23 protein-coding genes and 1 tRNA gene are annotated in these 24,808 nt (G+C 60.8%); 14 read left to right on the top strand and 10 right to left on the bottom strand.

Features of this window, described 5'->3' with window-relative positions:
* Positions 1-243 precede the first annotated feature (243 nt).
* Positions 244-399, top strand: a complete 156-nt coding sequence (locus HBOR_RS19935; RefSeq protein WP_161609401.1) for a hypothetical protein — start codon at positions 244-246, stop codon at positions 397-399.
* 52 nt (positions 400-451) lie between these two features.
* Here the strand turns inward: HBOR_RS19935 and HBOR_RS19930 are convergent, their stop codons facing one another.
* Positions 452-598: a hypothetical protein gene (locus HBOR_RS19930; protein WP_006054190.1), complete on the bottom strand. Its 147-nt coding sequence runs from the start codon at positions 596-598 to the stop codon at positions 452-454.
* A gap of 114 nt (positions 599-712) precedes the next feature.
* Here HBOR_RS19930 and HBOR_RS06655 point away from each other — a divergent pair, with 114 nt between their 5' ends.
* Both HBOR_RS06655 and HBOR_RS06650 read left to right on the top strand, forming a co-directional pair.
* Positions 713-1,423: a DUF7117 family protein gene (locus HBOR_RS06655; RefSeq protein ID WP_013440554.1), complete on the top strand. Its 711-nt coding sequence runs from the start codon at positions 713-715 to the stop codon at positions 1,421-1,423.
* Positions 1,424-1,461: 38 nt separating this feature from the next.
* Complete coding sequence (locus HBOR_RS06650) at positions 1,462-1,695, top strand: DUF7385 family protein (RefSeq protein ID WP_006054188.1); 234 nt, start codon at positions 1,462-1,464, stop codon at positions 1,693-1,695.
* A gap of 60 nt (positions 1,696-1,755) precedes the next feature.
* Here HBOR_RS06650 and HBOR_RS06645 read toward each other — a convergent pair whose 3' ends face one another.
* Positions 1,756-2,649: a bifunctional methylenetetrahydrofolate dehydrogenase/methenyltetrahydrofolate cyclohydrolase gene (locus HBOR_RS06645; RefSeq protein ID WP_006054187.1), complete on the bottom strand. Its 894-nt coding sequence runs from the start codon at positions 2,647-2,649 to the stop codon at positions 1,756-1,758.
* Between the two features lie 273 nt (positions 2,650-2,922).
* Positions 2,923-4,170, bottom strand: coding sequence for a serine hydroxymethyltransferase (glyA, locus tag HBOR_RS06640; RefSeq protein WP_006054186.1), 1,248 nt, complete (start codon positions 4,168-4,170; stop codon positions 2,923-2,925).
* A 212-nt stretch (positions 4,171-4,382) separates the two neighbouring features.
* On the opposite strand from glyA, the gene HBOR_RS06635 reads away from it, so the two are divergent.
* From HBOR_RS06635 to HBOR_RS06625, 3 genes are all read left to right on the top strand, one after another.
* Positions 4,383-6,338 (top strand): hypothetical protein, encoded by a 1,956-nt coding sequence (locus tag HBOR_RS06635; protein WP_174261568.1) that lies wholly within the window; start codon positions 4,383-4,385, stop codon positions 6,336-6,338.
* Positions 6,339-6,844: 506 nt separating this feature from the next.
* Positions 6,845-7,669 carry a transcriptional regulator TbsP gene (gene tbsP, locus HBOR_RS06630; RefSeq protein WP_006054184.1) on the top strand — a complete coding sequence of 275 codons (825 nt, stop codon included), beginning with the start codon at positions 6,845-6,847 and terminating at the stop codon, positions 7,667-7,669.
* 83 nt (positions 7,670-7,752) lie between these two features.
* Entirely contained in the window at positions 7,753-9,462 is a 1,710-nt protein-coding gene (locus HBOR_RS06625; RefSeq protein WP_006054183.1) for a YcaO-like family protein, read from the top strand.
* Positions 9,463-9,622: 160 nt separating this feature from the next.
* Here the strand turns inward: HBOR_RS06625 and HBOR_RS06620 are convergent, their stop codons facing one another.
* The 3 genes from HBOR_RS06620 to HBOR_RS06610 form a co-directional block, all read right to left on the bottom strand.
* Complete coding sequence (locus HBOR_RS06620) at positions 9,623-10,762, bottom strand: DUF63 family protein (RefSeq protein WP_013440552.1); 1,140 nt, start codon at positions 10,760-10,762, stop codon at positions 9,623-9,625.
* 129 nt (positions 10,763-10,891) lie between these two features.
* On the bottom strand, positions 10,892-11,341 hold the full coding sequence (locus tag HBOR_RS06615) for an Lrp/AsnC family transcriptional regulator (protein ID WP_006054181.1): 450 nt from the start codon (positions 11,339-11,341) through the stop codon (positions 10,892-10,894).
* A 57-nt stretch (positions 11,342-11,398) separates the two neighbouring features.
* The gene (locus HBOR_RS06610; RefSeq protein ID WP_006054180.1) at positions 11,399-12,199 is read right to left on the bottom strand and encodes an inositol monophosphatase family protein; all 801 of its coding nucleotides are present in this window, start codon (positions 12,197-12,199) and stop codon (positions 11,399-11,401) included.
* A gap of 190 nt (positions 12,200-12,389) precedes the next feature.
* Here HBOR_RS06610 and HBOR_RS06605 point away from each other — a divergent pair, with 190 nt between their 5' ends.
* Positions 12,390-12,656, top strand: coding sequence for a hypothetical protein (locus HBOR_RS06605; RefSeq protein ID WP_006054179.1), 267 nt, complete (start codon positions 12,390-12,392; stop codon positions 12,654-12,656).
* Positions 12,657-13,135: 479 nt separating this feature from the next.
* Positions 13,136-13,423, top strand: coding sequence for a hypothetical protein (locus HBOR_RS06600; RefSeq protein WP_006054178.1), 288 nt, complete (start codon positions 13,136-13,138; stop codon positions 13,421-13,423).
* Between the two features lie 431 nt (positions 13,424-13,854).
* On the opposite strand, the gene HBOR_RS06595 is transcribed toward HBOR_RS06600, so the two are convergent.
* Together HBOR_RS06595 and HBOR_RS06590 are read right to left on the bottom strand one after the other, a co-directional pair.
* A tRNA-Leu gene (locus tag HBOR_RS06595) sits at positions 13,855-13,938 on the bottom strand.
* A gap of 70 nt (positions 13,939-14,008) precedes the next feature.
* On the bottom strand, positions 14,009-14,278 hold the full coding sequence (locus HBOR_RS06590; protein ID WP_241432309.1) for a hypothetical protein: 270 nt from the start codon (positions 14,276-14,278) through the stop codon (positions 14,009-14,011).
* A 56-nt stretch (positions 14,279-14,334) separates the two neighbouring features.
* Here HBOR_RS06590 and HBOR_RS06585 point away from each other — a divergent pair, with 56 nt between their 5' ends.
* The gene (locus HBOR_RS06585) at positions 14,335-14,820 is read left to right on the top strand and encodes a DUF309 domain-containing protein (protein ID WP_006054176.1); all 486 of its coding nucleotides are present in this window, start codon (positions 14,335-14,337) and stop codon (positions 14,818-14,820) included.
* Between the two features lie 53 nt (positions 14,821-14,873).
* On the top strand, positions 14,874-15,689 hold the full coding sequence (locus HBOR_RS06580) for a M14 family metallopeptidase (protein ID WP_013440551.1): 816 nt from the start codon (positions 14,874-14,876) through the stop codon (positions 15,687-15,689).
* 31 nt (positions 15,690-15,720) lie between these two features.
* On the opposite strand, the gene HBOR_RS06575 is transcribed toward HBOR_RS06580, so the two are convergent.
* Together HBOR_RS06575 and HBOR_RS06570 are read right to left on the bottom strand one after the other, a co-directional pair.
* A complete protein-coding gene (locus HBOR_RS06575) occupies positions 15,721-16,170 on the bottom strand; it encodes a UPF0179 family protein (RefSeq protein WP_006054174.1) in 450 nt (149 codons plus the stop codon).
* A 33-nt stretch (positions 16,171-16,203) separates the two neighbouring features.
* Complete coding sequence (locus HBOR_RS06570; RefSeq protein WP_006054173.1) at positions 16,204-16,614, bottom strand: DUF5820 family protein; 411 nt, start codon at positions 16,612-16,614, stop codon at positions 16,204-16,206.
* A gap of 519 nt (positions 16,615-17,133) precedes the next feature.
* On the opposite strand from HBOR_RS06570, the gene HBOR_RS06565 reads away from it, so the two are divergent.
* From HBOR_RS06565 to HBOR_RS06550, 4 genes are read left to right on the top strand one after another with little or no spacing between them, the layout of a single operon-like run.
* On the top strand, positions 17,134-19,206 hold the full coding sequence (locus tag HBOR_RS06565) for a PrkA family serine protein kinase (protein WP_006054172.1): 2,073 nt from the start codon (positions 17,134-17,136) through the stop codon (positions 19,204-19,206).
* A gap of 1 nt (position 19,207) precedes the next feature.
* Positions 19,208-21,487 (top strand): PrkA family serine protein kinase, encoded by a 2,280-nt coding sequence (locus tag HBOR_RS06560; protein WP_006054171.1) that lies wholly within the window; start codon positions 19,208-19,210, stop codon positions 21,485-21,487.
* The gene (locus HBOR_RS06555) at positions 21,478-22,803 is read left to right on the top strand and encodes a YeaH/YhbH family protein (RefSeq protein WP_006054170.1); all 1,326 of its coding nucleotides are present in this window, start codon (positions 21,478-21,480) and stop codon (positions 22,801-22,803) included. The genes HBOR_RS06560 and HBOR_RS06555 overlap by 10 nt, the downstream gene beginning before the upstream one ends.
* The gene (locus HBOR_RS06550) at positions 22,800-24,806 is read left to right on the top strand and encodes a SpoVR family protein (RefSeq protein ID WP_006054169.1); all 2,007 of its coding nucleotides are present in this window, start codon (positions 22,800-22,802) and stop codon (positions 24,804-24,806) included. The genes HBOR_RS06555 and HBOR_RS06550 overlap by 4 nt, the downstream gene beginning before the upstream one ends.
* Positions 24,807-24,808: the final 2 nt, after the last annotated feature.

The following is a 24,808-nucleotide window of genomic DNA, read 5'->3' as shown; positions in this document are numbered from 1 at the left end:
TATGCAGGCGGAATCTGAAGCTTCCGTTTGATGATTAATGTAATAAAAAGTATGGTTTCTCTTTTTGTCGTGTTCGCTACCGCAACACTGTCAAACTTCTGTTATTTAATCGACACGTAGTCACCACGGGACAAACTATCGGACACCCCGCCGCCGTCATCTCTTTGATGTGTGAAATAGCTGTAGAAGATGAGTGTCTCTCGCGGTGAAATGTTTTCTACGGGATGAGTATGAGCGTCGAATGTGGGACAGAACGAAGCAGTCGCTCACCGGTGTGAGTTCGTGGAAAAGGAAGCAAGCCACGCGAAAATCGCGTGGATGCTTGCCGCCCTGAATTGGTCCCCGCTGACGCTTCGGCCCTCCAAAGCGAAGCGTCACCTGCAACTATTTGCCGGTTAAACTTAAAGATACCGGCGTACGTCCTGATTGCCGATTGCGTAATCGCATTACGTCACATGTGTTCTTCTTCGAGAACCCACCCGAGCGCACGCTTGTAATGGGTGAATAGTTCTTTGACGCCGCTGTGGCGCATCTCCTCGGATGCCAGTTCTTCTTCGAGGAACTCGTACTGCTCACGTATCTCCTCTTCTGTGCGCATGGGGCATCGTACTCACGTCGGTTGCAAGGAAGTAACGACCGGCGCACAGATGGCTTCAATGTGACCGGCCGCCGTGGCGTCGGGCTTTTGTTCCGGGACCGCACACGTTCGACCATGGAGATTCGGGGTCGAAGACGGTGTAAGTCGTGCGGGCACGAGTGGTCCTACTACGACACCGGAGAAGTCGCATGCCCGGCCTGCGGGAGCATGCAGAGCGTCGGCATCGGTGACCGGATGCAGCACACCGACAGCGCCGAGGAGTTGGACCTCGCTCCCCACCGCAACGCACTTGACGACGAGTCGCTCACCGACGTTACCGCGGGCTTACAAAGCGACCTGCGAGCCTATCTCAGAGCGCGTGGGTTCATCCGCGGCGGTGACCTCCGCGATATCGACGATACGTATCTCACCGTGCGCGAACTCCTCCACGCCGCCGACGTGCTGAGCCGACTCCGCGACCCCGACGAGGAAACGCAGTTGTACGTGCTGTCACTGCTTCGCGGCGCAGATCAGGGCGAACGTCCCAAACCGGAGGCGGTTCCGTCCGTCCTGTCCGAAGCACGCGGGCTGGCTTACGCAGAATCACTGGCCGCGTACCGCCGCGACTTTTCGACGTGGCTCGAAGACCATCCGGACCCGGAAGCGCGCAAGACGCTCGCAACGCTCGGAGAGCACATAAAGCGTGTCGAGGCCCTACAGGGTGACGTGCCGGTCGAAGAGTCCGAGACGCTCGTACGAACCGCCCGCGAACTCGCTGCGTACGCCCGCGATGGTGACGAATCGGCGCTCACGACGGCGCGGGACCGACTGTCGCGTCTCGCCTGACCAGAGAACCTTTCTTCGCGGCGCACCCTTCACCGGCGATGGCCGAGCGATTCGACCAACACGCCGTCCGACACAAGATGAAACTCCTGACGGACGATGGGGACGTGACGCTGTACGAGAACCGCGACGACGTTCCGTGTCCGGCCTGCGGTGATCCGTTCGACCGCATTCTTCTCACCCAACGGAAGACGCACTCTTTCGACGTGGCCGGGAACTCGAAGTTCTGCGTCACCGACGAAGACGACCGTCTTGTCGTCTGTACGCACCGGTGACGGCAGCGATACCAGCAGAAAACAGCGAGCGCGGACTCTCGCTCTCGGAAGTCCGACCGACTACGGCAGGTTCACATCGACGGCTTCGGCGTCTCCAGCGGCCTTTACCGTATTCCAGAGAAGCATCGCGCGCGTCATCGGTCCGACGCCGCCGGGGACGGGCGTGATGGCTCCGGCTTTCGCTTTTGCGGACTCGTACTCCACGTCGCCGACGAGTTCGTAGCCCTTCTCGGTGTCCGCATCGACGCGGTTGATACCCACGTCGATGACGGTGACGCCCTCGGACAGCATCTCACCAGTGATGAACTCGGGGATACCCACGGCGGCGACGACGATATCTGCCGCGCGCGTCTTGTCGGCGAGGTTTTCGGTGCGGGAGTGACACACAGTCACTGTCGCGTTGCCCAATTCGGACTTCTGAATCAGCAGGTTCGCCATCGGCTTTCCGACGATGTTCGACCGGCCGACAACAGCCACGTCCGCACCTTCGGTCTCCACATCCGTCGCGGCGAGGAGTTTCTGGATGCCGTGAGGTGTGCAGGGCTTAAAACGCGGGTGCCCGGCGACGAGGCGACCGACGTTCTCGGGATGGAAGCCGTCAACGTCCTTCGCGGGGTCGATGCGGCGGAGAACCTCGCGTTCGTCAACGTGGTCCGGGACAGGCATCTGCACGAGAATACCGTGAACCGACGGATCAGCGTTCAGTTCGTCGATAGTGTCGTACAGTTCCTCGGCGGGTGCCTCCGGGTCAATCTCGAAGTCGCGGGCCTCGATGCCGACTTCCTCGCAGTCGCTGTGCTTCATCGAGACGTACGTCTCGCTTGCGGGGTCGTTGCTCATCAGGACGGTGGCGAGACAGGGCGTCACACCCGCGTCCGCGAGAGTGTCAATCCCGTCTGCGAGACCGGCGCGAATCTCGGCGGCGACGGCGTTGCCGTCGATGATGTCCGTCATACCTGTACCGCCGCGGCCATCACACTTCAATCACGCGGATTCGTGCATACTTACCCGGTTAAATACTTTGTATTGTTCACTTTCGTGTATACAAAACGGGAGTGGTTGTTATATCATCGACAGGAATGGCTACATCTCTCTGACGAGCGTCACTTCGAACCGCTATCCGACGTTTCGGTTGCCGTTTCGGTCGGCTCGTTCGTTGTTTCTGTCGAGCAAAAGTCCGGCGTGGATGTGAATGCGGTCGCCGGGAGACCGCGGGGTGGTGACTATCTACTCGTACAGCGGGTGTTCGTCGCAGAGTTCCTGCACGCGTTCTGCGACGCTTTCGATTGTCTCCTCGTCGTCGTAGTTGTCTACGACACGGACGATGAGTTCACCGACCTCTCGGACGGCAGCCTCGTCGAAGCCGCGGGTAGTCAGTCCCGGCGTGCCTGCGCGGATCCCGCTGGGGTTGAACGCCGAACGCGTCTCGCCGGGGACGGTATTAGCGTTGAGGACGATACCCGCCTCTTCGAGGGCGGCCTCGACATCCTTCCCGGTCGTGTCCGGATGCGAGGGTCGAAGGTCCGCGAGGACGAGGTGGTTGTCGGTACCGCCGGAGACGACTTCGATTCCCGCTTCTTCGAACGTCTCGGCCAGCGTCTTCGCGTTAGCGACGGTTCGCTCGGCGTACTCTTCGAACTCGGGTTCGAGCGCTTCCTTGAAGCCGACTGCCTTCCCGGCGACGTTGTGCATAAGAGGCCCGCCCTGCGCACCGGGGAAGATTGCTTTGTCCACGTCGTCGGCGTGTTCTTCGGTCGTCATGATGATGCCGCCGCGGCCCGCGCGGATGGTCTTGTGCGTCGAACCGGTGACGAAGTCGGCGATGCCGACGGGGGAGGGGTGGACACCCGCCGCGACGAGACCGGTGATGTGTGCGATGTCCGCGAGGTGGTAGGCGTCCACGCTCTCGGCAACGTCTTGGATGCGTTCCCATTCGACGACGCGCGGGTACGCAGAGTACCCTGAAACGATGATATCGGGATCGAATTCCTCGGCCTGTTCGGCGAGTGCGTCGTAGTCGATGTACCCCGTGTCGGGGTCCACGTGGTACTGTTCGACCTCGTACGTCTGCCCCGTGAAGTTCGCCGGGTGGCCGTGACTCAGGTGGCCGCCGTGGCTGAGTTCCAAGGAGAGAATCTTATCGCCCGGGTCGAGGACGGCAAGGTAGACACCCATGTTCGCCTGCGTGCCCGAGTGCGGTTGGACGTTGACGTGTTCTGCGCCCCAGAGTTCTTTCGCACGCTCGATGGCGAGCTCCTCAACCTCGTCGGCGTACTCACAGCCCGCATAGTAGCGCGAACCGGGGTACCCTTCGGCGTATTTGTTGGTGAGAGCGCTCCCTTGCGCCTGCAAGACCGCCTCACTCACATGGTTCTCGCTGGCGATCATGGCCAGCGTGTTCCGCTGTCGGTCCTCCTCGCCTTCGAGTGCGTCGGCGATTTCAGGGTCGACGCCGCGGACGTGGCTGTAGTCCATATCTCACACGGCGTGCGTCTTACCAATAAGTGTGTTCACTTTGGCAGTCGATGCAGGTAATATTATTCAAGTACGTGCCCAAATTTGAGTGAATAGGGTATAACATTCAGCACGGGTAGCACAATATTTTAGGACTTCCTCGCCTGCCCGTCGGCAACAGACATAAGCCTGGCAAACCCGGTTTTCCGGTGTATCTGATGGTTACGCTGACGGTGACAGACACAGGGGTCCAAGCCGTTGGACCCGATACAGCCACCGCGGTCGTCACCGCCGACGGGTGGTCGGCGGACGACCCGTCTCACGAACTTCCACGTGCGGCGGTCGATTCAGTCGGCGGTGTAACGACTGGACTGAAGCTCCTCCCGGGGGTGATTCGCCTCCGCCGACTCGACTCGGAAACGGAGCGCAAGCTGGCCGCACCCGTGGAGGGAACAGTGCAACTCCCGGCGGCTCCGTATCTGCTCTGCGTCGAGGGCGCGGTCACTATCTTCATCCGTTTCGACGGCGAGGCGACGATGACTGGCGCTGGCGGCGACCCCCTGCTCTCGTTTTCCGACTGCCGGCGCGTTACCGTCGGTGTCGGTGACCGCTCGGAACGTCCGGAGACAGTCACGGTCTCACAGACACCTGAGGGCGTTGCTACGGCGCTGTCTGTGATGTCCGCTGGTCACCTCACCGCCACGCCCGACCGGTCGCGCCCAGAGATGCGCGCTTCGCCACCGCGTATCGAGTTCGGCTCCGTAACGACGATTCCCGATAGCGTCGCCGCCCGGAACCCCGACTCAGCCGTCGTTTTCGAACTCCCGCCGAGTCTCGACTATCTCGTTCCGGCATCCTCGCTGGCTCACTACCTCGGTGCGGAGATTCGGGTCGCCGACGGCGCGGACGTGTCTCCGACCTTGCGGACGGCGACTCTCGAACACGAGTTCGAGCCGAACCCTCGCTACCAGTCGGCGGTTGCGAGTTTGCTCCGTCGCGTGTTTCTTCTCGACTGTCTCGTTCGCGGCGCTGACTCGAACGGACGCGACGTTGCGGAGATGGAGTTACTCGACGAGGTGGGACTCGATGCGGACTCGCTCTCCCGCTCCGACATCGATGAACGGCTAGAGGCGTATCTCGACGCCCCGTTCGCGGAGATATCGGACCGACTACCGGACTGGCATCTGTCGATGTATGTCTCCCCGTCGTATGATCGGGTCCGAACGCTCCCGTACCTCCTACAGAACGTGCCGAATATCTTTCTTCCCGAGGCGAAACCGCTCGGAACCGACGAACGCCTCTCTCGGTCGTTGGACGATTTTTACCGCGCTGACAACACAGCAGCCGACGAAGAGACGGCCGGAAACACAAGGGCCACTAAAACTGTTCCCGGCGTGACCCCGGTCAAGCCCGTTCTCGGGCCAGGTCGCGTCCACGGTTGGTTGGCCGACGGCGTCCCCATCGACGTGTTCAAATCAATCTCCAGCGCGTACGAACACCGTGCTCGCTACCCCGCAAACTCACAGTCACTCTCCGTCGTCGCCGTCCTCAACGACAGGCGGATGATAGACGAGTCCACCGACGCGGCGCGCATCTACGAATCCGCCCCGTCGGAACTGGATCTTGATGTGACGGTGAAAAAACGAATCACTCGCGCGGAACTGGCCGCGGTGTTCGAGTCCCACCACGACTTGGTTCACTACATCGGCCACTGCGATGAGTCCGGTCTTCGCTGTCCCGATGGTGGCCTCGCTATTACTGATCTCGAAGTCTCGAACGCCCAAACGTTCGTTCTCAACGCATGTGGTTCATACTACGAGGGTCTGGAACTCGTCGAGAAAGGCAGCGTCGCAGGCGCGGTGACGTTCGATAAGGTGTTAGACAGGCACGCCGCTCGGGTCGGAACGACGTTCGTCCGACTCCTTATACGTGGAACAGGCGCAATACCACGGCCTTCAGGCCGTGGATACGCGCCGTCACTCTGGGCACCAGTCTACCGCTCAAACGGACGCTCTGAGTTTCCTACGAGAACTTTAATTGACAGGCCGCCGTACCGAAGGGTAGGAATCGGTCGGAACGGAGCGGATTCTGAACCGTCCTACGGAGGCGGCCTGTCCGCCTATCTAACGAGGCAATATCCGAAAGGGCAATCGGTGAACGCACATGCTCGAAGCGTGTGTCTGTGTTGACTGCTTGAAGCGAACCAGACGATACCCCCGACTCTGCTGATGCCTGCTGGCGTCCCCGTGGCCAAAACAACACCGGGACGCCATACACGGTCAAGGATAGGGGTAACAGCGGTTTGGCACCGCCATCAGTCCACCAGTCCGATGCTGTGGGACTACCCGTGCCCAAAAGGACTGGTAGTCCAGTGATTGGACTGCAAACCTGAAACTCCCACCGCTCGGGATTCCTCCGCCTTTAGGCGGAGGAGGATGTCAACTACGATGGTGACATCCACTGGTCCGGTGACCTGCACCGAGAGCTAGACTGAAACGACGGTTATTCGTTACTTACTAGATACATACCAAACTGGCCGTTCTGTCTGGTTTTATTCGGAGGTGTTATCTCGGTGTCCCTTCCGAAAACGCGGTCGGTACCGTTCTCCGGATAGCTTCATACACGGGGTTCGTTCCTTGATTCTGACAATTCCTTTGCGTTAATATTAAATATTTATCGTGGCCTATCTAACTCCATGACTATCGACTCGAACATGCTTACGGAGGATGCCGAACGCATTCTTCGCTCGGTCCTCGACTCGGGGGCGGAGGACGTACTCGTGGTTGATCCCACGGCGGACGTAATCGACACGCTCGTCGCCGTCGCTTCGGAGACGGAGGACGGGTTGCCGGAGATACGGATGATCGCAGACGAGTCCGTTCTGAAGGATGTTATGGACGACTTTATCGTTGCGAGCAACGCGGCCGACCTCGTCGAGTCCGAGTCGCTCTCGATGCGGACGACGGATAACGGGACAGCGAACGCGCTTCTCATCACCAAAGACGCCGTCGTCTCGCTGGTCACTGCGGGCGATCAGGTCGCCGGTCTGGTGACGACTGACGACGAGTTCGTCGCCGCCGCCTACGACACGTACACGATGCAGTGGGAGGAAGCACCCCAGTATAAACTCCGCACGCCACCCATCGAACGGGTTCGAGCGACGCTCGAAGAGGAGATCAGCGCCGACGCACGCGACGACTTCGACTCGGTACTCTCCTCGCTTCAGACCGCACGTGGTGACGGCGACGGGCTCGATGAAGTGACCATCAGCCTCCTTGTCGCTGCGAAGAACGAAGTCCTCCTCTACGACATCTCAAAGTGGGGCGAGGATGTCGGTATCGCCAGCAAGGCGACGTTCTCCCGCACCAAAACGAAACTCGAAGAGATGGGGCTCATCGACACCGAGAAAGTACCAATCGACGTTGGTCGTCCGCGCCTCCGCCTCAAACTCGGCGACGACCGTCTCGTCAACGCTGACCCCGACCAACTCGCGGGCGTCGCACAGAGCCTCCTCGCCTGAGTTCTGATCGGCCCGCTGTCTTGCATCGGCAACGGGCATCGAGACCCCCGCGATTTTTCTCTCACTCTGCCGTCGGTTTGGCCGTGACAACGCACGACATCGCACTCGTCGGGAGCGGTCCAGCCGCCGAGGCCGTCCGCGCCGCCCTCGCGGACTGTGACGCCGCCGTGAACGACACCACACCCGAGGATGCCGCCGAGGCGGCGCTCGCCGTCGTCGTCGCACCGGCGGGGGCAACAGTGCCGCAGACCGTCGGTATGGCCGCTGACCGGCTGGTGGTCGTCGAAATCGGCGGTGTTGGTGGCGTCCCGCTCGCCGAGTTGGACGCCGCAGTTTCGGTCTTTGCCGGGACGAGTCGCTACGCGGACCTCTGTACGCGCGTCGCCGCGACGACTGATGGCGGCGACTCACCGTCGGGCGGACGGAGCGCGGTCCGTCTCGCGGGGGCCGTCGCGGGTCGTCGGGCCGTCGCGCTCCTGACCGGTGACGACTCAGTCGTCGGCACCGTCGCTGAAATCTCCGGGACAGGCGTCACGGCCGAACGGACAGTGTTACCCGTTCCTGATCCGGTGGACCGTGATCGGACCGTTCGCCGCGACTACCGCGACGCCGCTGTCGACGACTCGCTCGCCCGCGCCGAACGTGCGTTGGACGACCGGACGGGCCTCGTCGCGCAGGTGGGCGAACGCGAGTCGTTCCCCGTCCCGTACTACCTCGCGCAGACCGCCGATACGCGCGGGTTCAGCGACGCTCGCGCCGCCGAATTCGCCGCCGGAGTTGATCCCGACTGGGACGCGGCGTTCATGAAGGCGCTCGGAGAAGCCCTCGAACGCTACTGTGCAGGCGTCTATCGCGCTTCTGAGTTCACCGTCGCGCCCGAACGGACGCGCGCTCGACCCGTGTCGCCCGCACGTTTCGTTCGACCTGATTCGTACCGTGCACCCGACGCCGAGGAACCGATTCCGTGGGTTGACGGCGAGAACCTCGCTACCGGAGACACTGTCTCCGTTCCGGCGGAGTTCGTCCACTATCCGCCGCCGGACACTCGGCACAAACCGCCAATCACGACCGGACTCGGTCTCGGAAACTCCGGCACCGAAGCGTTGCTTTCGGGTCTGTACGAGGTGATAGAGCGCGATGCGACGATACTCGCGTGGTACTCCTCGTTCGATCCGCTCAAACTCGACGTCGCAGACGAGGGGTACCGAGCGTTGGTGAAGCGTGCCCGGTCCGAGAATCTCACCGCGACACCGCTGTTGGTCACGCAGGACGTGGACGTGCCCGTCATCGCCGTTGCTGTCCACCGCGACGGCGAGTGGCCGCAGTTTGCGATGGGGTCGGGTGCATCGCTCGATGTGGCCGACGCAGCACGGTCGGCACTCGCTGAGGCGTTACAGAACTGGATGGAACTCCGCTCGATGGGACCGGAACGAGCCAACGCCGAGAAGGGAGCAATCGGGGAGTACGCCGACTTCCCGGACGCAGCGCGGCGGTTCGTGAACGCTGGACCGGCAGTGCCAGCGGCGAGCGTCGGTCCCGACGACGTGCCGTCGGGTAAAGCGGAGTTAGACGCTGTGGTCGAACGCGTCGCGGACGCTGGATTGGATCCGTACGCCGTCCGGACGACGACGACAGACGTGGCTTCGCTCGGATTCGAGGCCGTCCGCGTGCTGATTCCCGAAGCCCAACCGCTATTTCAAGGAGACCCGTTCTTCGGCGCTCGGGCAACGAGTGTCCCCGAAGAACTGGGATTCGAGGCGGAGTTGCAGAAGCCGTACCATCCGTACCCGTAGGGGCGAACAGCCGACACTCACGTAGCGTCTGCGGTCGCTACGATACCGCCCGCACGACGCCGTGTCGGACTCCCGCGTCTCGTCGTACGGTTTCGTTCGACGGATAGCGCGTGTGGCCGCGTCTTCCGATAAAAAGAGACGGATCGTTAGCGTCGGACCGTTAGACGCCGAACGTCGCGCGGAGCATGTCTCGCGTCCCCGGACCGAGGCCGACGGCGAGGACGGCAATGAGAAGAAGCATCGTATAGCGCGGACTCTCCTCGAAGATACCTTCCTCGAACACCCAGACGACGAACGTTGCGGCGACGAGTTTGACGAGGAGGAACGGCCACGCGTCACCGGTAATGGCGTGGATGGGGGCGGGCAGCGTACTCGCCGTGAAGTCCACGACGAACTGGTTGACCGGGTGCTTCGGGACGAGGTTCGGTCCCGCGCCGAGTTCGGTCATCCAGTCGAGTCCGATGACGTTCGCCACGCCATCAACGGCGTGGCCCCAGATGATGACCAAGCCGATAGTCTCGGTTCCGGAGTTGATCTGGGGTGCAAAGCGTTCGATGAGCCACCACGTTGCTGCGGCCGAGAGTGTCGCTCCGGCGAGCATCACGACGAGTACCTGCGGGTGGAACTCCACGCCCTGCGCGCCGTTGATAGCGAGCGAGAACAGGTACGCCAGCGTGAGGCCGAGGACAACCACGCCGATGGCGAACAGCGGTCGCTCGTACGAGTCGGTGACGTCGGTGTGTTCGAGCGCGACGGCGACGGCGATAGCCCCGAGCGTCACGAGAAACACCGTGAAGTAGATGACCGGGCTGATAACGAGCGTGTTCAGTGGGTAGGTAATGATCGACTCGGCCACGGCGGCTGTGTCGTTCGCGTCCTCGACAACGCGGAGCGCACCGCCGAAGAACATGAACGGCAGAAGCGAGTAGAAGAAGTTCCTGTCGGTACCGATGTCGAGTCGCCGCATAAGGAAGACGACGCCAGTCAGTGCGAACAACAGCGTCAGCATGTAGCCGACTTCCGAGACGAGAGTGTAGCCGGGATACGCAACGGGTTCGGCCGCCTCGGCGCACGCGCTAGCGCTTGTTAGGTACTGGGTGACGCCACCGGTGCGGACTGCACAAACAGCCGAGTTTGCGTCGGCCTGCACAGGGCCCCAGAAGTAATGCCAGATGAACCGGTCGTAAACGAGTTCGGGGAAGGCAAGCGACCCACCGATAAGAGCGACGAGGACAGCAACCATCGCACTGCCCCACAGTCGTTCGGGGTCCATGCCGACCCGCTCTGCAACCGTAGCCATACCCGAATCCCCGGCGTCGTGGGTGTTGAGGATTCCGGTCTCTCGCACAAGGTACACACAGAAGGGAGTCGTGACTGTCCGCTTCTTCGACAAAAGATACCGCAACTGTCCGTCGCTTGACGGGCGGGCCTACACTGAGAGGGCGGGGTCTTCGAAGTCAGTACCGAGGATGACCATCGTCTGCGACCGCGAGAAGCCTTCCATTTCGGCGATGTTCTCGAACATGAGGTCCCGGAGGGCATCTGTATCTTCGGCGTATACGCGGAGCATCACGTCCCACTCGCCCGTCGTGAGGTGAACCTCTTTGACACCATCTATCTCTCGTAGTTGTTCGAGCGCGTCCTCTTCTCTGCCCTGTTCGACGCGAAGGCCGACGAGTGCAGACGTTCCGTAGCCGACTTCTCGTGGGTCAACCTTCGCGTGATAGCCTTCGATGACACCTGCATCTTCCATTCGCCCGACGCGGTCGTGGACAGTCGCGCTGGACATGTCTATTTGCCTTGCAATTTCGCTGAACGGCGTCCGCGCATCGGACTGGAGGATACGGAGGATGGCACGATCCGTCTCGTCGAGTTCCATGTGGTAGGGTAGTCGAGTACTGTCTTTTCCCTTGCGGAAGCAGGTCAAAACTGCGACTCAGCCGTCCAGTCCGTCGATTTCTCGCGCCGCTTCCAACACTGAGTCGTGAATCTTGCCGTTGGAGGCGACGAGGCCTCGTGAATCGTGCTGCCAGCGGTCGCCCGATAAGTCGGTAACCGTCCCGCCCGCGGCGCGAATCATGTGAACGCCGGCGACGGAATCCCACGGGTTCGCCCGAACGTTGGTCAGCACGCCGTCGAGTTGCCCGTCGGCGACCATCGCCAATACGGCTTGTGCGCATCCGAAGCGACGCATGTCGCCGAATCGGTCCACGATGGCGTTCGTCGCCCGTGCGTACTGGTCGCGCTCGTCGAATCCCCACCAGATGGTCGGGCAGACGACACACATCTCCGGGTCGTCTCGGTCGCTAACCGTCACTTCCTCGCTGTTTCGGTACGTCGCCTCACCGTCGGTCCAGTACGTGTCTTCAAGTGCGGGGAAACGGGTCGCGGCGGCGACGGGAGTGCCGTCTTCGACGGCCGCGACGGCGGTTCCCCACACCCGGAGCTCGCGGACGAAGTTGTTCGTGCCGTCGATGGGATCGATGACCCACGCCGCGCCCTCTGAGGGGACTTGCTTGAGTTCGTCTTCTTCCTCGCCGACGATGGCGTCGGCCGCGTACTCCTCTCGAATCACGTCGATGACGCGGCTTTGTGCGTCCCGGTCGGCTTGCGTTACTACGTCTGTCTTCCCGTCTTTTCGTTCGACATCGATACCGGTTCGAAAGCGGTCGGCCGCGACGGCACCGCCAGCACGGGCGGCCCGACGGGCGACGCCGACTTTCGCCTCGTTTTCCATACCACGGTCGGCGGCCCCCGTCGCCGTAAACCTCCCGTGTCGCGCACAGCACTTCCGCAGTCTTGCGGTCGTCGCTTGCCGCCGTCGTTGCTTGCCGCGGTTGTCGCCTGCTGGAGTCGTCGCTTGCCGTAGTCGTCACTCGTCGGCATCGTCCGATACGTTTTATCTTCTCATCCCTTCGGTCCGTGACGTGCCGGGTGAACTGCCCGCCGACGTTCGGACGAGCCTATTGGCGTTACTCGATAGGGGTGCGGACGCAGCGCGAGAGCGCGACGAACGAACTGTCGAAGGCGTCGTCGATTCGGTCGAAACCCTCGCGCACCACGAAGTCTCTGACGACGAAATACGGATGATGTTGCTCCACGGATGTCGGCGCGCGAACGAGACGATGATCGCAGAGCCACTCGTGACGGCAGAGTATCTGGAAGCGATGGCTCGTCTCATAGCTGACGAGTGACGGCGTCGTCGCTGACGGGTAATAACTGAAGAAACTGGGGCACGATTAGGACCCGGACGGGATGCGTTTTCCCCGACCCACACGTCCATTTTGGAGTACCCATTACACTGGGCGTTCCAAGTTCCCGAACTCCGTTTGCACGCAGTCCGGTACTTGGACTTCCCCTGTTCCGTATTGAACAGCACTGGGTCGGTGCGGTCTTCCTTCGACGCGTTGACCTCGCGTTCCTCTTACGGCCCGTTCGGTGTTTACGCCGATTCCGTTCCTCACCTTTCTAAGGCTTGGTTCGGTCGTCCGGTGTGTCCTCGTACACCAGCAAGTATGTGGTACGGTAGCAATAGACATAAGTCTATCGTCGGCCAGAACTCTGCGAGGATGTACTCCATCATGTCTTAGCACAAAAGCGTCCCAAATAGCGACCAATTAACTCAATTCCGAGTCCGAGTACACTTTTAGGTATTCACGTTGTTTCCGTTGATATGCACCCCGCCGACGCGGCACGACAGCTTCAGTATGCGGTCGCTTCGGAGACGAACACGTACGACTACGAGGTGAGCCACTGGGAGGCGCACGCCTACGAGGACGTCTTTGCGGATGTCATCGAACAGGGCGAACTCTCCGACGTGATGGCCGTCGTCGAGACGCTCGGCAACGAGTTCACCGAGGAGTCGCGTCCGTCTCCCGCCCGCGCCCGAAGCGTCGCAGATGACGTTCTCAAGTCGAACGGCCGCCCACTCACCGACGGCGGCGAGCGGACTGACGAGTAGTTCCGACGTCTGATCCGATACAGTCGGTGCCGCCGACAGCGGCGATTCGCTTTCTTCTCTTGAGTCCTGTGTTTGGGTAGTGGTAACTACTCCGTCTATCCGAAAACTCTATTAATCGGACGGGACGTTTATGCAAATGCTTCCGTAGGTGGTCGGTTTCAGTTTACCACGGGAGTATTGACGTGCGTCGTCGGATGGCACCTGTCGCGTCGCGCGTCCCACGAATCCCCGCCCTTTCCCCGCTTTCTACGATCTTGATGTCACGCTTACGTCTCGAGTCGCGCCTGTTGACCACACTATACGCTGCGTTTTGTTTAGAGATAGAACAATGGGAGGGGAGATTTGAACCTCAGTCGCAGATCAAAGATCTGTTCTCCGGTTCAAATCCACCGTCCGCACTTGGCACTCCTCACATAGTTCGTCGGCACAAGTGCGAGGGGAGGGATTTGAACCCACGGACTCCTACGAGAGCGGATCTTGAGTCCGCCGCCTTTTCCAGACTCGGCCACCCTCGCGCAGTTAGACGTTCAGATACCACGCCGCTAAAACGTTCCGAACTGTGCCGAAACCGTGCGAATAGATCTCTTACTCCGAACCAAATCGGTCCCGCACGACGCTCGGTAGTTCAAGCGCAACGGCCACACCGATTGCGGGAAGAACGACGGCCATGAGGACGAGAAGGATACCGAGTCCGATTGGTGCGAAGCCGATACCGGCGACGACGAGGAGAAAGACGAGCGTGTAGAACGCCCCGCGGCCGATAGCACCCTCGATACCGCGGGCGTAGGCGGCGATGGCGTCCGGAAGTTCTCTGAGTCCGTTGTCCATGTCCGCCGTGACGAAGGCGACCGTCAAAGGCGTATCTCCTCGCGGCGATGCCGTTAGGTCGCTTCGTCGTGATAGAGTTCGGTATGGACGACCACACCCGCGACCCGGGCGTTGCGCCGCCGCTGGGCGAGCCGACCGGATGGCTGGCGGACCGGCGCGAGTGGGAACACGCGACGCTCCGACGTGCGACGGAACACGGAATTCGACTCTACAACGCTGGTGAATTCCACGAATCGCACGACTGCTTCGAGGTCGAGTGGTACAACTACGGCCGCGGAACCATCGAGTCGGCGTTCCTCCACGGGATGGTGCAGGTGGCCGCAGGCGCGTACAAGCACTTCGACTTCGAGAACGACGACGGGATGCGCTCGCTGTTTACGACCGCACTTGAGTATCTCAGAGGGACGCCTGCGGATTTCTACGGCGTCGGCGTCGAGGAAATTCGACAGACGCTACGTGCCGCCTTGGACGATCCGACGGTCCTCCACGGATGGCAGATCGAACTTGACGATGCGCGGCCCACAGCGTACCCCGCCGATTACGAGTATGCTGAGGGATTAGATCACTAACTGGTGGCATATCGTACCGAACCGGTTTTCTTTCCTGCGCTGTGAGGACTGCCATGCGGATTTACGAACTCGGTGAGGGGACGCCCGAGGTCGCCGTCGTCGGGTCCATACACGGTGATGAACCGTGTGGTGCCAGCGCTATCGACCGTTTCGTCGCCGAAGAACCGACTGTTGACCGTCCGGTGAAACTCATTATCGCCAACGAGGAAGCACTCGCGGAGGATGTCCGCTACATCGACGAAGACCTGAACCGCGCCTTTCCCGGCGACCCGAACGCTGAAACGCACGAACGACGACTCGCCGCGGAGGTCGTCCGCGAAATCCGCGGGTGTACGACGTTCTCGCTTCACTCCACCCAGTCGTACGCCAAGCCGTTCGCCCTCGTCGATAGCGTCGGTGCCGTCGCGCGCTCTATCTGCCCGCACCTCCCTGTCGATGAACTCGTCGAGACATCGGAGTTCGCCGGTGGCCGCCTCATCGACCACGCACACACCATCGAAGTCGAGTGTGGCCTCCAAGGCACTCCCGACGCAGAGGAGAACGCCTATTGGCTGATTCGCGCGTTCTTGGCGGCCACGGGCGTCGTCTCGGCACCTATCGAAGCCGGCGAATCGCCGCTCTCGTTGGACCGCCGTGATGAGGACGACGTGAACGTCTACCGGATGCTCGAATGCATTCCGAAAGAACCCGCCGACGAGTACGACGTGTTCGTGAACAACTTCGAACGCGTCGAGGAGGGTGACCGGTTCGCCGCCGCTGACGGCGAGGTGTTCACCGCTGACAGAGCGTTCTATCCCGTCTTACTCTCCGCGTACGGCTACGAGGACGTGTTCGGCTACGCCGCAGATCACATCGGAACGCTTGGATGACTGTGAAACGAGGCGAATCGACACGGGAAAATCAGTCGCTTTCGGCCGCAAACTCGACGAGCGTTAGATCTCGATCCAGATAACAGAAGTCGTGCGGCGGGTCGCCGCGCACTTCGGCGATGCGGTACTCTTCATCGAAATCAGCACCCTCTGGGACGCAGTACTCGTGACTTGGACACTGCGTGTGCGGACACGGGCCGGCGAGGCTCGCTTTGCTACCCGCGTATGCGCCTTTGGAGGGGACGTTGGCGACGACGGGTGCAGGTTCGACTTCGACCGCGCGAACCCCGGTGTCGTGGACGGCGCAGTCGAGTAACTGTGCGTTCTCGCGGATACCGGTCACCTCGTAGCGGACGCCCACCTCGAGGTTGAGACACTGCTTCCGATACGGGCACCCCTCGCAGGCGGATGAGGGGCCACGATAGACGAATTGCGTCCCGGGTTCCGCGAGACGGTCGCCGATGAGCGTGACCTTCGTCATAGTTTGAATCGTAATCGTTCCGGTCGGATAACGTTACTCGTCACGGCCGGTCAGTTCGTCCAGTCGGTCCAGATACGCCTCCGGCGGCACCTGATAGCACTCCCGGTAGGCGATTTCGCCATCAGCGAACCGTCGTGCGAGTTCGTTCGCACCATCGACGGCCGCCTCGCGCGAGTCGTACTCTTCGATGACGCACTCTACGTCCGGTTCCAGCCGGAGAATAGCACGCCACGTCTCTGTCCGAATCCGCGACGCGCCGGGGCGGTTCGCACGCGAGCCATTCCAGACGAAGATTGTCGGCATGCACTCGGCCGGAAAGTCGCTCTCGTTGAACACATCCGGGCGGTACGCGAGGATGCGTCGCCCGCTCGGTTCGTCATTCCACAGTGTCCACCCGCCGGGCGGTTCCGCCGTCGTTGGCGAGTCCGCCGTCTCATCCGTCATAGGAGTCGGTTGTGCGGCGACAGTCGAATCTCCTTCGGTCTCCTGTGTTGCCGGAAGCTATCGAACGCGTCGTAAGGCCGTCGTACTGGGTACGAAACTGTCATATTATATCGAATACCATTCAAAACAGAGATATGTTTATTGGCAACAAATACCAATGCAAAAACCTATCAACAAGCACTGTATTACCTATTTAACGGCAGATTTTCTGATGTCGCCTCCGTACGTCGATCTCACATCAAATTTCGAGGAAGACTTATATGCGTGTGTCTCTCACACATTAATAGCCTCGGTTGACCGGACCGAGCACCCGCCTTCCGCGCATCGTCCGCCGAACACTGATGATTCGTCGCTCACCGTTGACCTGCCGCCGTCGGTCGTCTGGACCTGTTGCGCACCGGGCGGCCCGATACGAGCGGCCACCCACCGTCCACACGGACCAAGACCGCCTCTGCCTCCCAGTATTTCGAGGCACTTCGGGAGGCATGTGGCCGCTCTATCGACATCCGTCAACGAACAATGAATGGTGACATCGACACCCTCGAAGATCTGAGCAAGCACTACAAGGATTCCGTACCCGCGGACCTCCGTGAGGCAAAGAGTTTCGAGTGGTACCTAGACGAGGTCTACAACGACCCGAGAATCGCTCGCAACGCCCATCAGCGCGTTGCTGACATGTTCGACTACTACGGCACCGAGTACGACGAGGAAGCCGGAATTGTCGAGTACCTCATGGCCTCTGAGGACCCCATCCACGACGGGGAAAACACCTTCTATGGCCGCGAAGTCCACGAGTCAATCCACGAATTCGTCAACAAGGTGAAGTCGGGAGCTCGCGGTCTCGGTCCCGAAAAGCGCATCAAACTGCTTCTCGGCCCCGTCGGGTCAGGGAAGTCACACTTCGACTGGATGGTCCGACGCTACTTCGAGGACTACACGCTGCGTGATGAGGGTCGAATGTACACGTTCCGGTGGACCAACCTCACGGACGTGATCCGGGACCAAGACCCCGCAGACGACGTGGTTCCGTCGCCGATGCATCAAGACCCTATTGTCCTCCTCCCGCAGGAACAACGGGATATGGTCATCGAGCGCCTGAACGAGGCGCTGGACGCACCGTACACCATCCGGAACGACCAGGCGTTAGATCCCGCCTCGGAGTTCTACATGGACCAACTGCTGGCGTACTACGACGACGACTTACAAGAGGTCGTCTCGAACCACATCGAGATCGTCCGACTCGTCGCCTCCGAAAACAAGCGCCAGTGCATCGAGACGTTCGAGCCGAAAGACAAGAAGAACCAAGACGAGACCGAGTTGACGGGCGACGTCAACTACTCGAAACTGGCCGTCTACGGGGAGTCAGACCCGCGTGCGTTCGATTATTCCGGTGCGTTCTGTAACGCCAACCGGGGGCTGTTCTCCGGCGAGGAGTTGCTGAAACTCCAGCGGGAGTTCCTGTACGACTTCCTACACGCGAGTCAGGAACAGACGATCAAACCGAAGAACAACCCGCGAATCGACATCGACCAGGTCATCGTCGGCCGGACGAACATGCCCGAGTACCGGGACAAAAAGGGCGACGAGAAGATGGAGGCGTTCAACGACCGGACGAAACGGATCGACTTCCCGTACGTCCTTGAGTACTCTGAGGAGTCCGAAATCTACCGGAAGATGCTCCGGAACGCCGACGTGCCGGACATGCACATCGAACCGCACACCTTGGAGATGGCCGGGTTGTTCGGTGTCCTCACCCGCATCGTCGAACCCGACGGCGGGAACATCACGCTGACGCAGAAGGCGAAGGCGTACAACGGCGAGATTGACGAGGGCGACGACACCGACGTGAAGAAACTCCGCGAAGAGGCCGAATCGAAGATGAACATCGGCGAAGGGATGGAGGGCGTCTCCGCGCGCTTCATCGGCGACGAAATCGCCGAGGCCATCATGGATTCGACGCACCGCGACCGCAACTACCTTTCGCCGCTGTCGGTGTTCACGCACTTCGAGGAGAACTTGGAGAACCACGGCTCCATCCCCGAGGACAACCTCGAACGCTACCACCGCTATCTCGAAATGGTCCGTGAGGAGTACAAAGAACGCGCCATCGAGGACGTTCGCCACGCCCTCGCGTACGACTTAGACGAGATTCAGCGACAGGGTGAAAAGTACATGGACCACGTGATGGCGTACATCGACGACGCCACCGTGCAGGACGAACTCACGGGCCGCGAACAGGATCCCGACGAGAAGTTCCTGCGGTCGGTCGAGGAGAAACTCGACATCCCCGAGGACCGCAAGGACGACTTCCGACAGGAGGTTTCCAACTGGGTCTCACGGCGCGCCCGCGAAGGACAGGCGTTCGACCCGCAGGACAACGACAGACTCCGCCGCGCACTGGAGCGCAAACTCTGGGAGGACAAAAAACACAATATCAACTTCTCGGCACTCGTCAGCGCCAACGAACTGGACGATGACGAGCGAAACGCGTGGGTAGACGCTCTCGTCGAACAGGGCTACTCGCGCGAAGGTGCCAGAGAGGTGTTAGAGTTCGCCGGTGCGGAGGTGGCAAAGAGCGAACTGGAAGGCTAGTATGACGCCAACGAGAGATTACATCCGCGAGGCTGACGAACAACTCCGAGGCACCTACGAGGAGCCGATGAGCCTCGCAGAGTACGTCGATGCCGCATTCGAGTCGCCCTCGATTGCCTCCCACGCCTCGAAGTACCTCCTGCAAGCGATCGAGGCGGCGGGTACGCGAACGGTCATCGAGGAAGGCGAGGAGAAAGAGCGGTATCGCTTCTTCGACGACCCGGCCAACGACGGCGAACACGCCGTCCTCGGTAACACTGAGGTCTTGAATCGGTTCGTCGATGACCTACGGACCATCGCCGCCAAACGCGGGAAAGGTGAGAAGATAATCTGGTTCGATGGACCCACGGCGACGGGGAAGTCCGAACTGAAACGGTGTCTTATCAACGGCCTCCGCGAATACTCGAAGACGCTTGAGGGGCGACGGTACACCGTCGAGTGGAACGTCACCAACGTTGACGACAGCCGCGGTCTGTCGTACGGCGGCGAAGTGAGCGGTGCCGAACACGAGTCCGACTGGTACGAAAGTCCCGTTCAGTCGCATCCGCTTTCTGTGTTCCCAGCGGAGGTCAGACGGAGCCTCCTTGCGGAGTTAAACGAGAACGAGGACGGTCACATTCCCGTCTCACTTGACGAAGAACTGGACCCGTTCTGCCGAGAGGCGTACGACTACCTCGAAGAGAAATACCGTCGTACGGGTAAGCGCAACCTGTTTACCGCCGTGTCCGACCCCAAGCATCTACGGGTGAAAAACTACGTCGTGGACGTGGGACAGGGGATCGGCGTTCTCCACTCCGAGGACGACGGGTCACCGAAAGAACGACTGGTCGGGTCGTGGATGCCGAGTATGCTCCGCGAACTCGATTCTCGCGGGCGGAAAAATCCGCAGGCGTTCAGTTACGACGGCGTTCTCTCGCAGGGGAACGGTCTCTTGACGATTGTCGAGGATGCGACGCAACACGCCGACCTGTTGCAGCGACTCCTGAACGTTCCCGATGAGGGACACGTCAAACTGGACAAAGGGATCGGGATGGACATCGACACGCAACTGCTCATCATCTCGAATCCCGACTTGGACGCCGAACTCGACAAGTACTCCGACCGCAACGGGCGCGACCCGCTGAAGGCGTTGAAACGCCGTCTCGACAAACACGAGTTCCGCTACCTGACGAACGTCTCGTTGGAGACCGAACTCATCCGGCGCGAACTGACGAACGAGACCGACGTGTGGGATGTCGAGGACAGAGAGGAACTCGAAGAGAGAATTAACGAGAGCCTGTTCGTGGACGTTCGGAGCGGCCCGGGTGCGGTCAAGCGACGCGAACTCGCCCCGCACGCTATCGAAGCGGCGGCGATGTACTCCGTCGTCTCCCGGCTCGACGGCGACGACGTGCCCGACGGCTACAGTCTGGTGGACAAGGCGCTGCTGTTCGACCGTGGCTACCTCCAAGTCGGCGACACGCGCGAGGAGATAGACGAGTTCGGCTTCGACAGCGACAACGAGGGAACACACGGAGTTCCGGTCACGTTCACTCGGGATATCATCGCGGACCTGCTGCATGAAGACCGCGATAGACACCACCCCTCGCTGGAGGTCGGTACCGTCGTCATGCCCGACGACTTGCTGGATTCGATGGCTGAGGGGCTTCACGACGCCCCGGTGTTCTCGCGCGCCGAACGCTCCGAGTACGAGAGCCGGGTTACTGTCGTGAAAGAATACATCTTCGACCAGCAGGAAGCGGATGTCCTCGCGGCCGTCCTTGCAGACAAACACGTCGAACAGGAGACGGTCGCGGAGTACGTCGAACACGTGTACGCGTGGGAATCAGACGGACAGATAGAGACTGAACACGGTCCGGTCGAACCAGACGCACTCCTGATGAAACTGTTCGAGACGGAACACCTCGGTCGGTTCGCAGAGAGCGATTACACGGGTAACGAACCCTCTGCAGACGTCAAAGAGTTCCGCCGCGAGAAGGTCATCACCGCGCTGAACCGCTACGCGTGGGAGAACCGTGACGAGGGGTTCACCGTCGAAGACGTGGAACTCTCGGAGATACCCGTCATCAGAACGGTGTTAGAGACGCACGAGTGGGACGATGTCAGCCGCTTATTCGAGGACTTCGACCCAGACCAGTGGGACGACCCACCGGCGAACACGGAGACAGAGCGAGTGAAAGAACGAACGATCGACCACATGGTGAAGAACGGATACACCCCCGCATCGGCCGAACTCACGAGTCGCGCGGTGATGAACGAGGTGCGTCACGAATGGGACTGAGAGAGGACGTCGAGCGGTTCCGCGAAATCGGCGAAGAGCGGCGCGAGGACCTCAAAGAGTTCATCAGCTACGGTAATCTCGGCGGCTCCGGTCCCGACAGCATCAAGATCCCAATCAAGGTCGTGGACTTGCCGGAGTTCCAGTACGACCAACTCGATCAGGGCGGTGTCGGACAGGGAAAGGACGGAACGCCGGACGTGGGGCAACCCGTCGGCCAACCGCAACCCGGAGATGGCGACGGCGATGGCGATGAAGACGGCGAACCCGGTGAGGAGGGCGCAGACCACGAGTACTACGAGATGGACCCCGAAGAGTTCGCACAGGAACTCGACGAGGAACTCGGTCTGGACCTCGAACCGAAAGGCAAGGAAGTAATCGAGGAGATCGAGGGTGACTTCACCGACGTAACGCGGACCGGGCCGCACAGCACTCTCGACTTCGAACGCCTGTTCAAAGAGGGACTCAAGCGAAAACTGGCGATGGACTTCGACGACGACTTCGTCCGCGAGGCGATGAAAGTCGAGGGCGAAGATCCGCAGTCGGTCTACCAGTGGTGCCGCGACCAGCACATCCTCGTCTCGTTGGCGTGGATCGAAGACGAGTGGAAGCGAATTCCCGACGACGAACGAGATACGTGGTCCTCATACGAGGAGATGGAGGAAAACGTCGAGCGGACGACGACGCTCCAGCGCATTCGCCGCGAAGGCCTGCGTGACATCCCGTTCCGGCGTGAAGACGAACGCTACCGCCATCCCGAGATCATCGAGGAGAAAGAGAAGAACGTCGTCGTGGTGAACATCCGCGACGTGTCGGGGTCGATGCGCGAGAAGAAGCGCGAGCTGGTCGAGCGGACGTTTACGCCACTGGATTGGTATTTGACTGGTAAATACGACAACGCCGAGTTCGTCTACATCGCGCACGACGCCGAGGCGTGGCAGGTCGAACGCGACGAGTTCTTCGGCATTCGTTCAGGTGGCGGGACCCGTATCTCCTCGGCGTACGAACTGGCCAAGGAGATTCTTGAAGAGGAGTACCCGTGGTCCGAGTGGAACCGCTACGTGTTCGCCGCGGGCGACTCGGAGAACTCATCGAACGACACGACAGAGAACGTCGTCCCCCTGATGAAAGAGATTCCGGCGAACCTCCACGCCTACGTGGAGACCCAACCGGGCGGCACCGCAATCAACGCAACACACGCAGAGGAAGTCGAGCGCTCCCTCGAAGAACAAGGGAACGTCGTCGTCGCGTACGTCTCCTCGCCGGAAGACGTGGTAGACGCCATCTACGACATACTCAGCACGGAGGATGGAGAATGAGACGATTCAGACACACCGCACAGAAAGTCGCCGGGGAGTTGGAGGAATCGGTCCGTGAGGCGGGCAACCTCGCCCGTAAACTCGGCCTCAAACCGTACCCGGTGAACTACTGGGTGGTCAACTACGACGAGATGAACCAACTCATCGCTTACGGTGGGTTCCAGCGACGCTACCCGCACTGGCGATGGGGAATGACGTACGACCGCCAGCAGAAAAAAGACCAGTTCGGCATGGGTAAGGCGTTCGAGATTGTCAACAACGACAATCCTTCACACGCGTTCTTGCAGGAGTCGAACTCGCTGGCCGACCAGAAAGCGGTCATCACTCACGTCGAGGCGCACGCGGACTTCTTCAGTAACAACGAGTGGTTCGGCATGTTCGCCGGCGACTCGGACTTAGACGCCGCGGCGATGCTCGAACAGCACGGGGAAACCATCCAGAAGTACATGGATGACCCGGACATCGACCGCGAGGATGTCGAGCGGTTCATCGACGCCGTCCTCTGCTTAGAGGACAATATCGACCAACACCGCACGATCACCGATGCGGCGACCGGACGCGAACGCGTCCAACCCGAAGATCTCCGCAAGCGTCTGGACGAGATGGACATCTCCCAAGACGTTCGCAAGCAGGTGTTCGACGAGGAGTGGCTCGACGAACTCGCGGAGGCCGAAGCCGAGGCGGCGAAACTGGACGACCCCCGCCGCGACGTGTTGGCGTTCGTCCGCGAACACGGCATGTACTACGACGAGGAGGAGGGCAAAGCCGTCGAGATGGAGTCCTGGCAGAAGGACGTACTCGACATCCTCCGAACGGAGTCGTACTACTTCGCCCCCCAGAAGATGACGAAGGTGATGAACGAGGGGTGGGCCGCCTACTGGGAATCGCTCATGATGGGCGAAGAGCGGTTCGCTGGCACCGATGAGTTCCTCACCTACGCCGACCATCAGTCGCGCGTCCTCGGGTCGCCCGGACTGAACCCGTACAAACTCGGCAAGGAACTGTGGGAGTATATCGAGAACACGACGAACCGCCGCGAAGTCGCGGACAAACTCCTCCGCGTCCGCGGTGTGACTTGGCGCAACTTCCACGACGTGATCGACTTCGACGAGGTGCAGCAACTCCTCGAACCGCATCCGGCGATAGACCGGGTTCGGTCCGACACGCTGGATGAACTTGCGGCGTTGCCGGGAGACGACCCACGTGTCGATTGGGAGATGCTCGACCGAGCGTTATCGGATGACGGCGAGGTGGACGTAGACGCCTATCCGTGGAAGGTACTCACCTACGAGGGGCTGGCTGAACGGCATTTCTCGCTTGTGAAACCGCAGAACCGCGGCTTCCTCAGACACATCCGTCGGTCGGAACTCGAACGCCTCTCCCGGTACATGTTCGACAACGAGGCGTACGAAACCGTCGAGGAAGCCATCGCTGACGTGGACCGAGCGTCCGGGTGGGACCGGATGCAGGAGATTCGAGAGAGCCACAACGACGTGACGTTCCTTGATGCGTTCCTCACGCAGGAGTTCGTCGAGAACAACCACTACTTCACGTACGAGTTCACCCAAGCGACGGGCGAGTTCCGCGTTGCCTCCGTGGACTACGAGGACGTGAAAAAGAAACTGCTCTTGCAGTTTACGAACTTCGGGAAACCCACGATTGTCGTCTTCGACGGCAACTACGATAACCGCGGCGAGTTGCTCCTCGGCCACCAGTACAACGGCATCATGCTCGATATCGCGCAGGCGCGAGGCGTTCTCGAACGCCTGTACGACCTCTGGGGTCGCCCGGTGAATCTCGCCACCATCGTCAAAGAGTACGACGAACACGATGTCGAGGTTGCCCGTCGCCGTGACCGCGAACCGACGCCGGTCGAGCAAGGCAAGCGCATCCGGTACGACGGCGAGGAGTTCGAGACGTACGAGTTAGACGAGGAGATAACGGAGCGCATCCGAGCGACCGACGTGGACTACGATACCAAGCCTGAGGAGTGGCTCTCGTAGCT

The sequence above is a fragment of the Halogeometricum borinquense DSM 11551 genome (assembly GCF_000172995.2).
Taxonomy (GTDB): Archaea; Halobacteriota; Halobacteria; order Halobacteriales; family Haloferacaceae; genus Halogeometricum; species Halogeometricum borinquense.
Note: the sequence above shows the minus strand (reverse complement) of the source record. Positions and strands in the feature narration are given on the sequence as shown.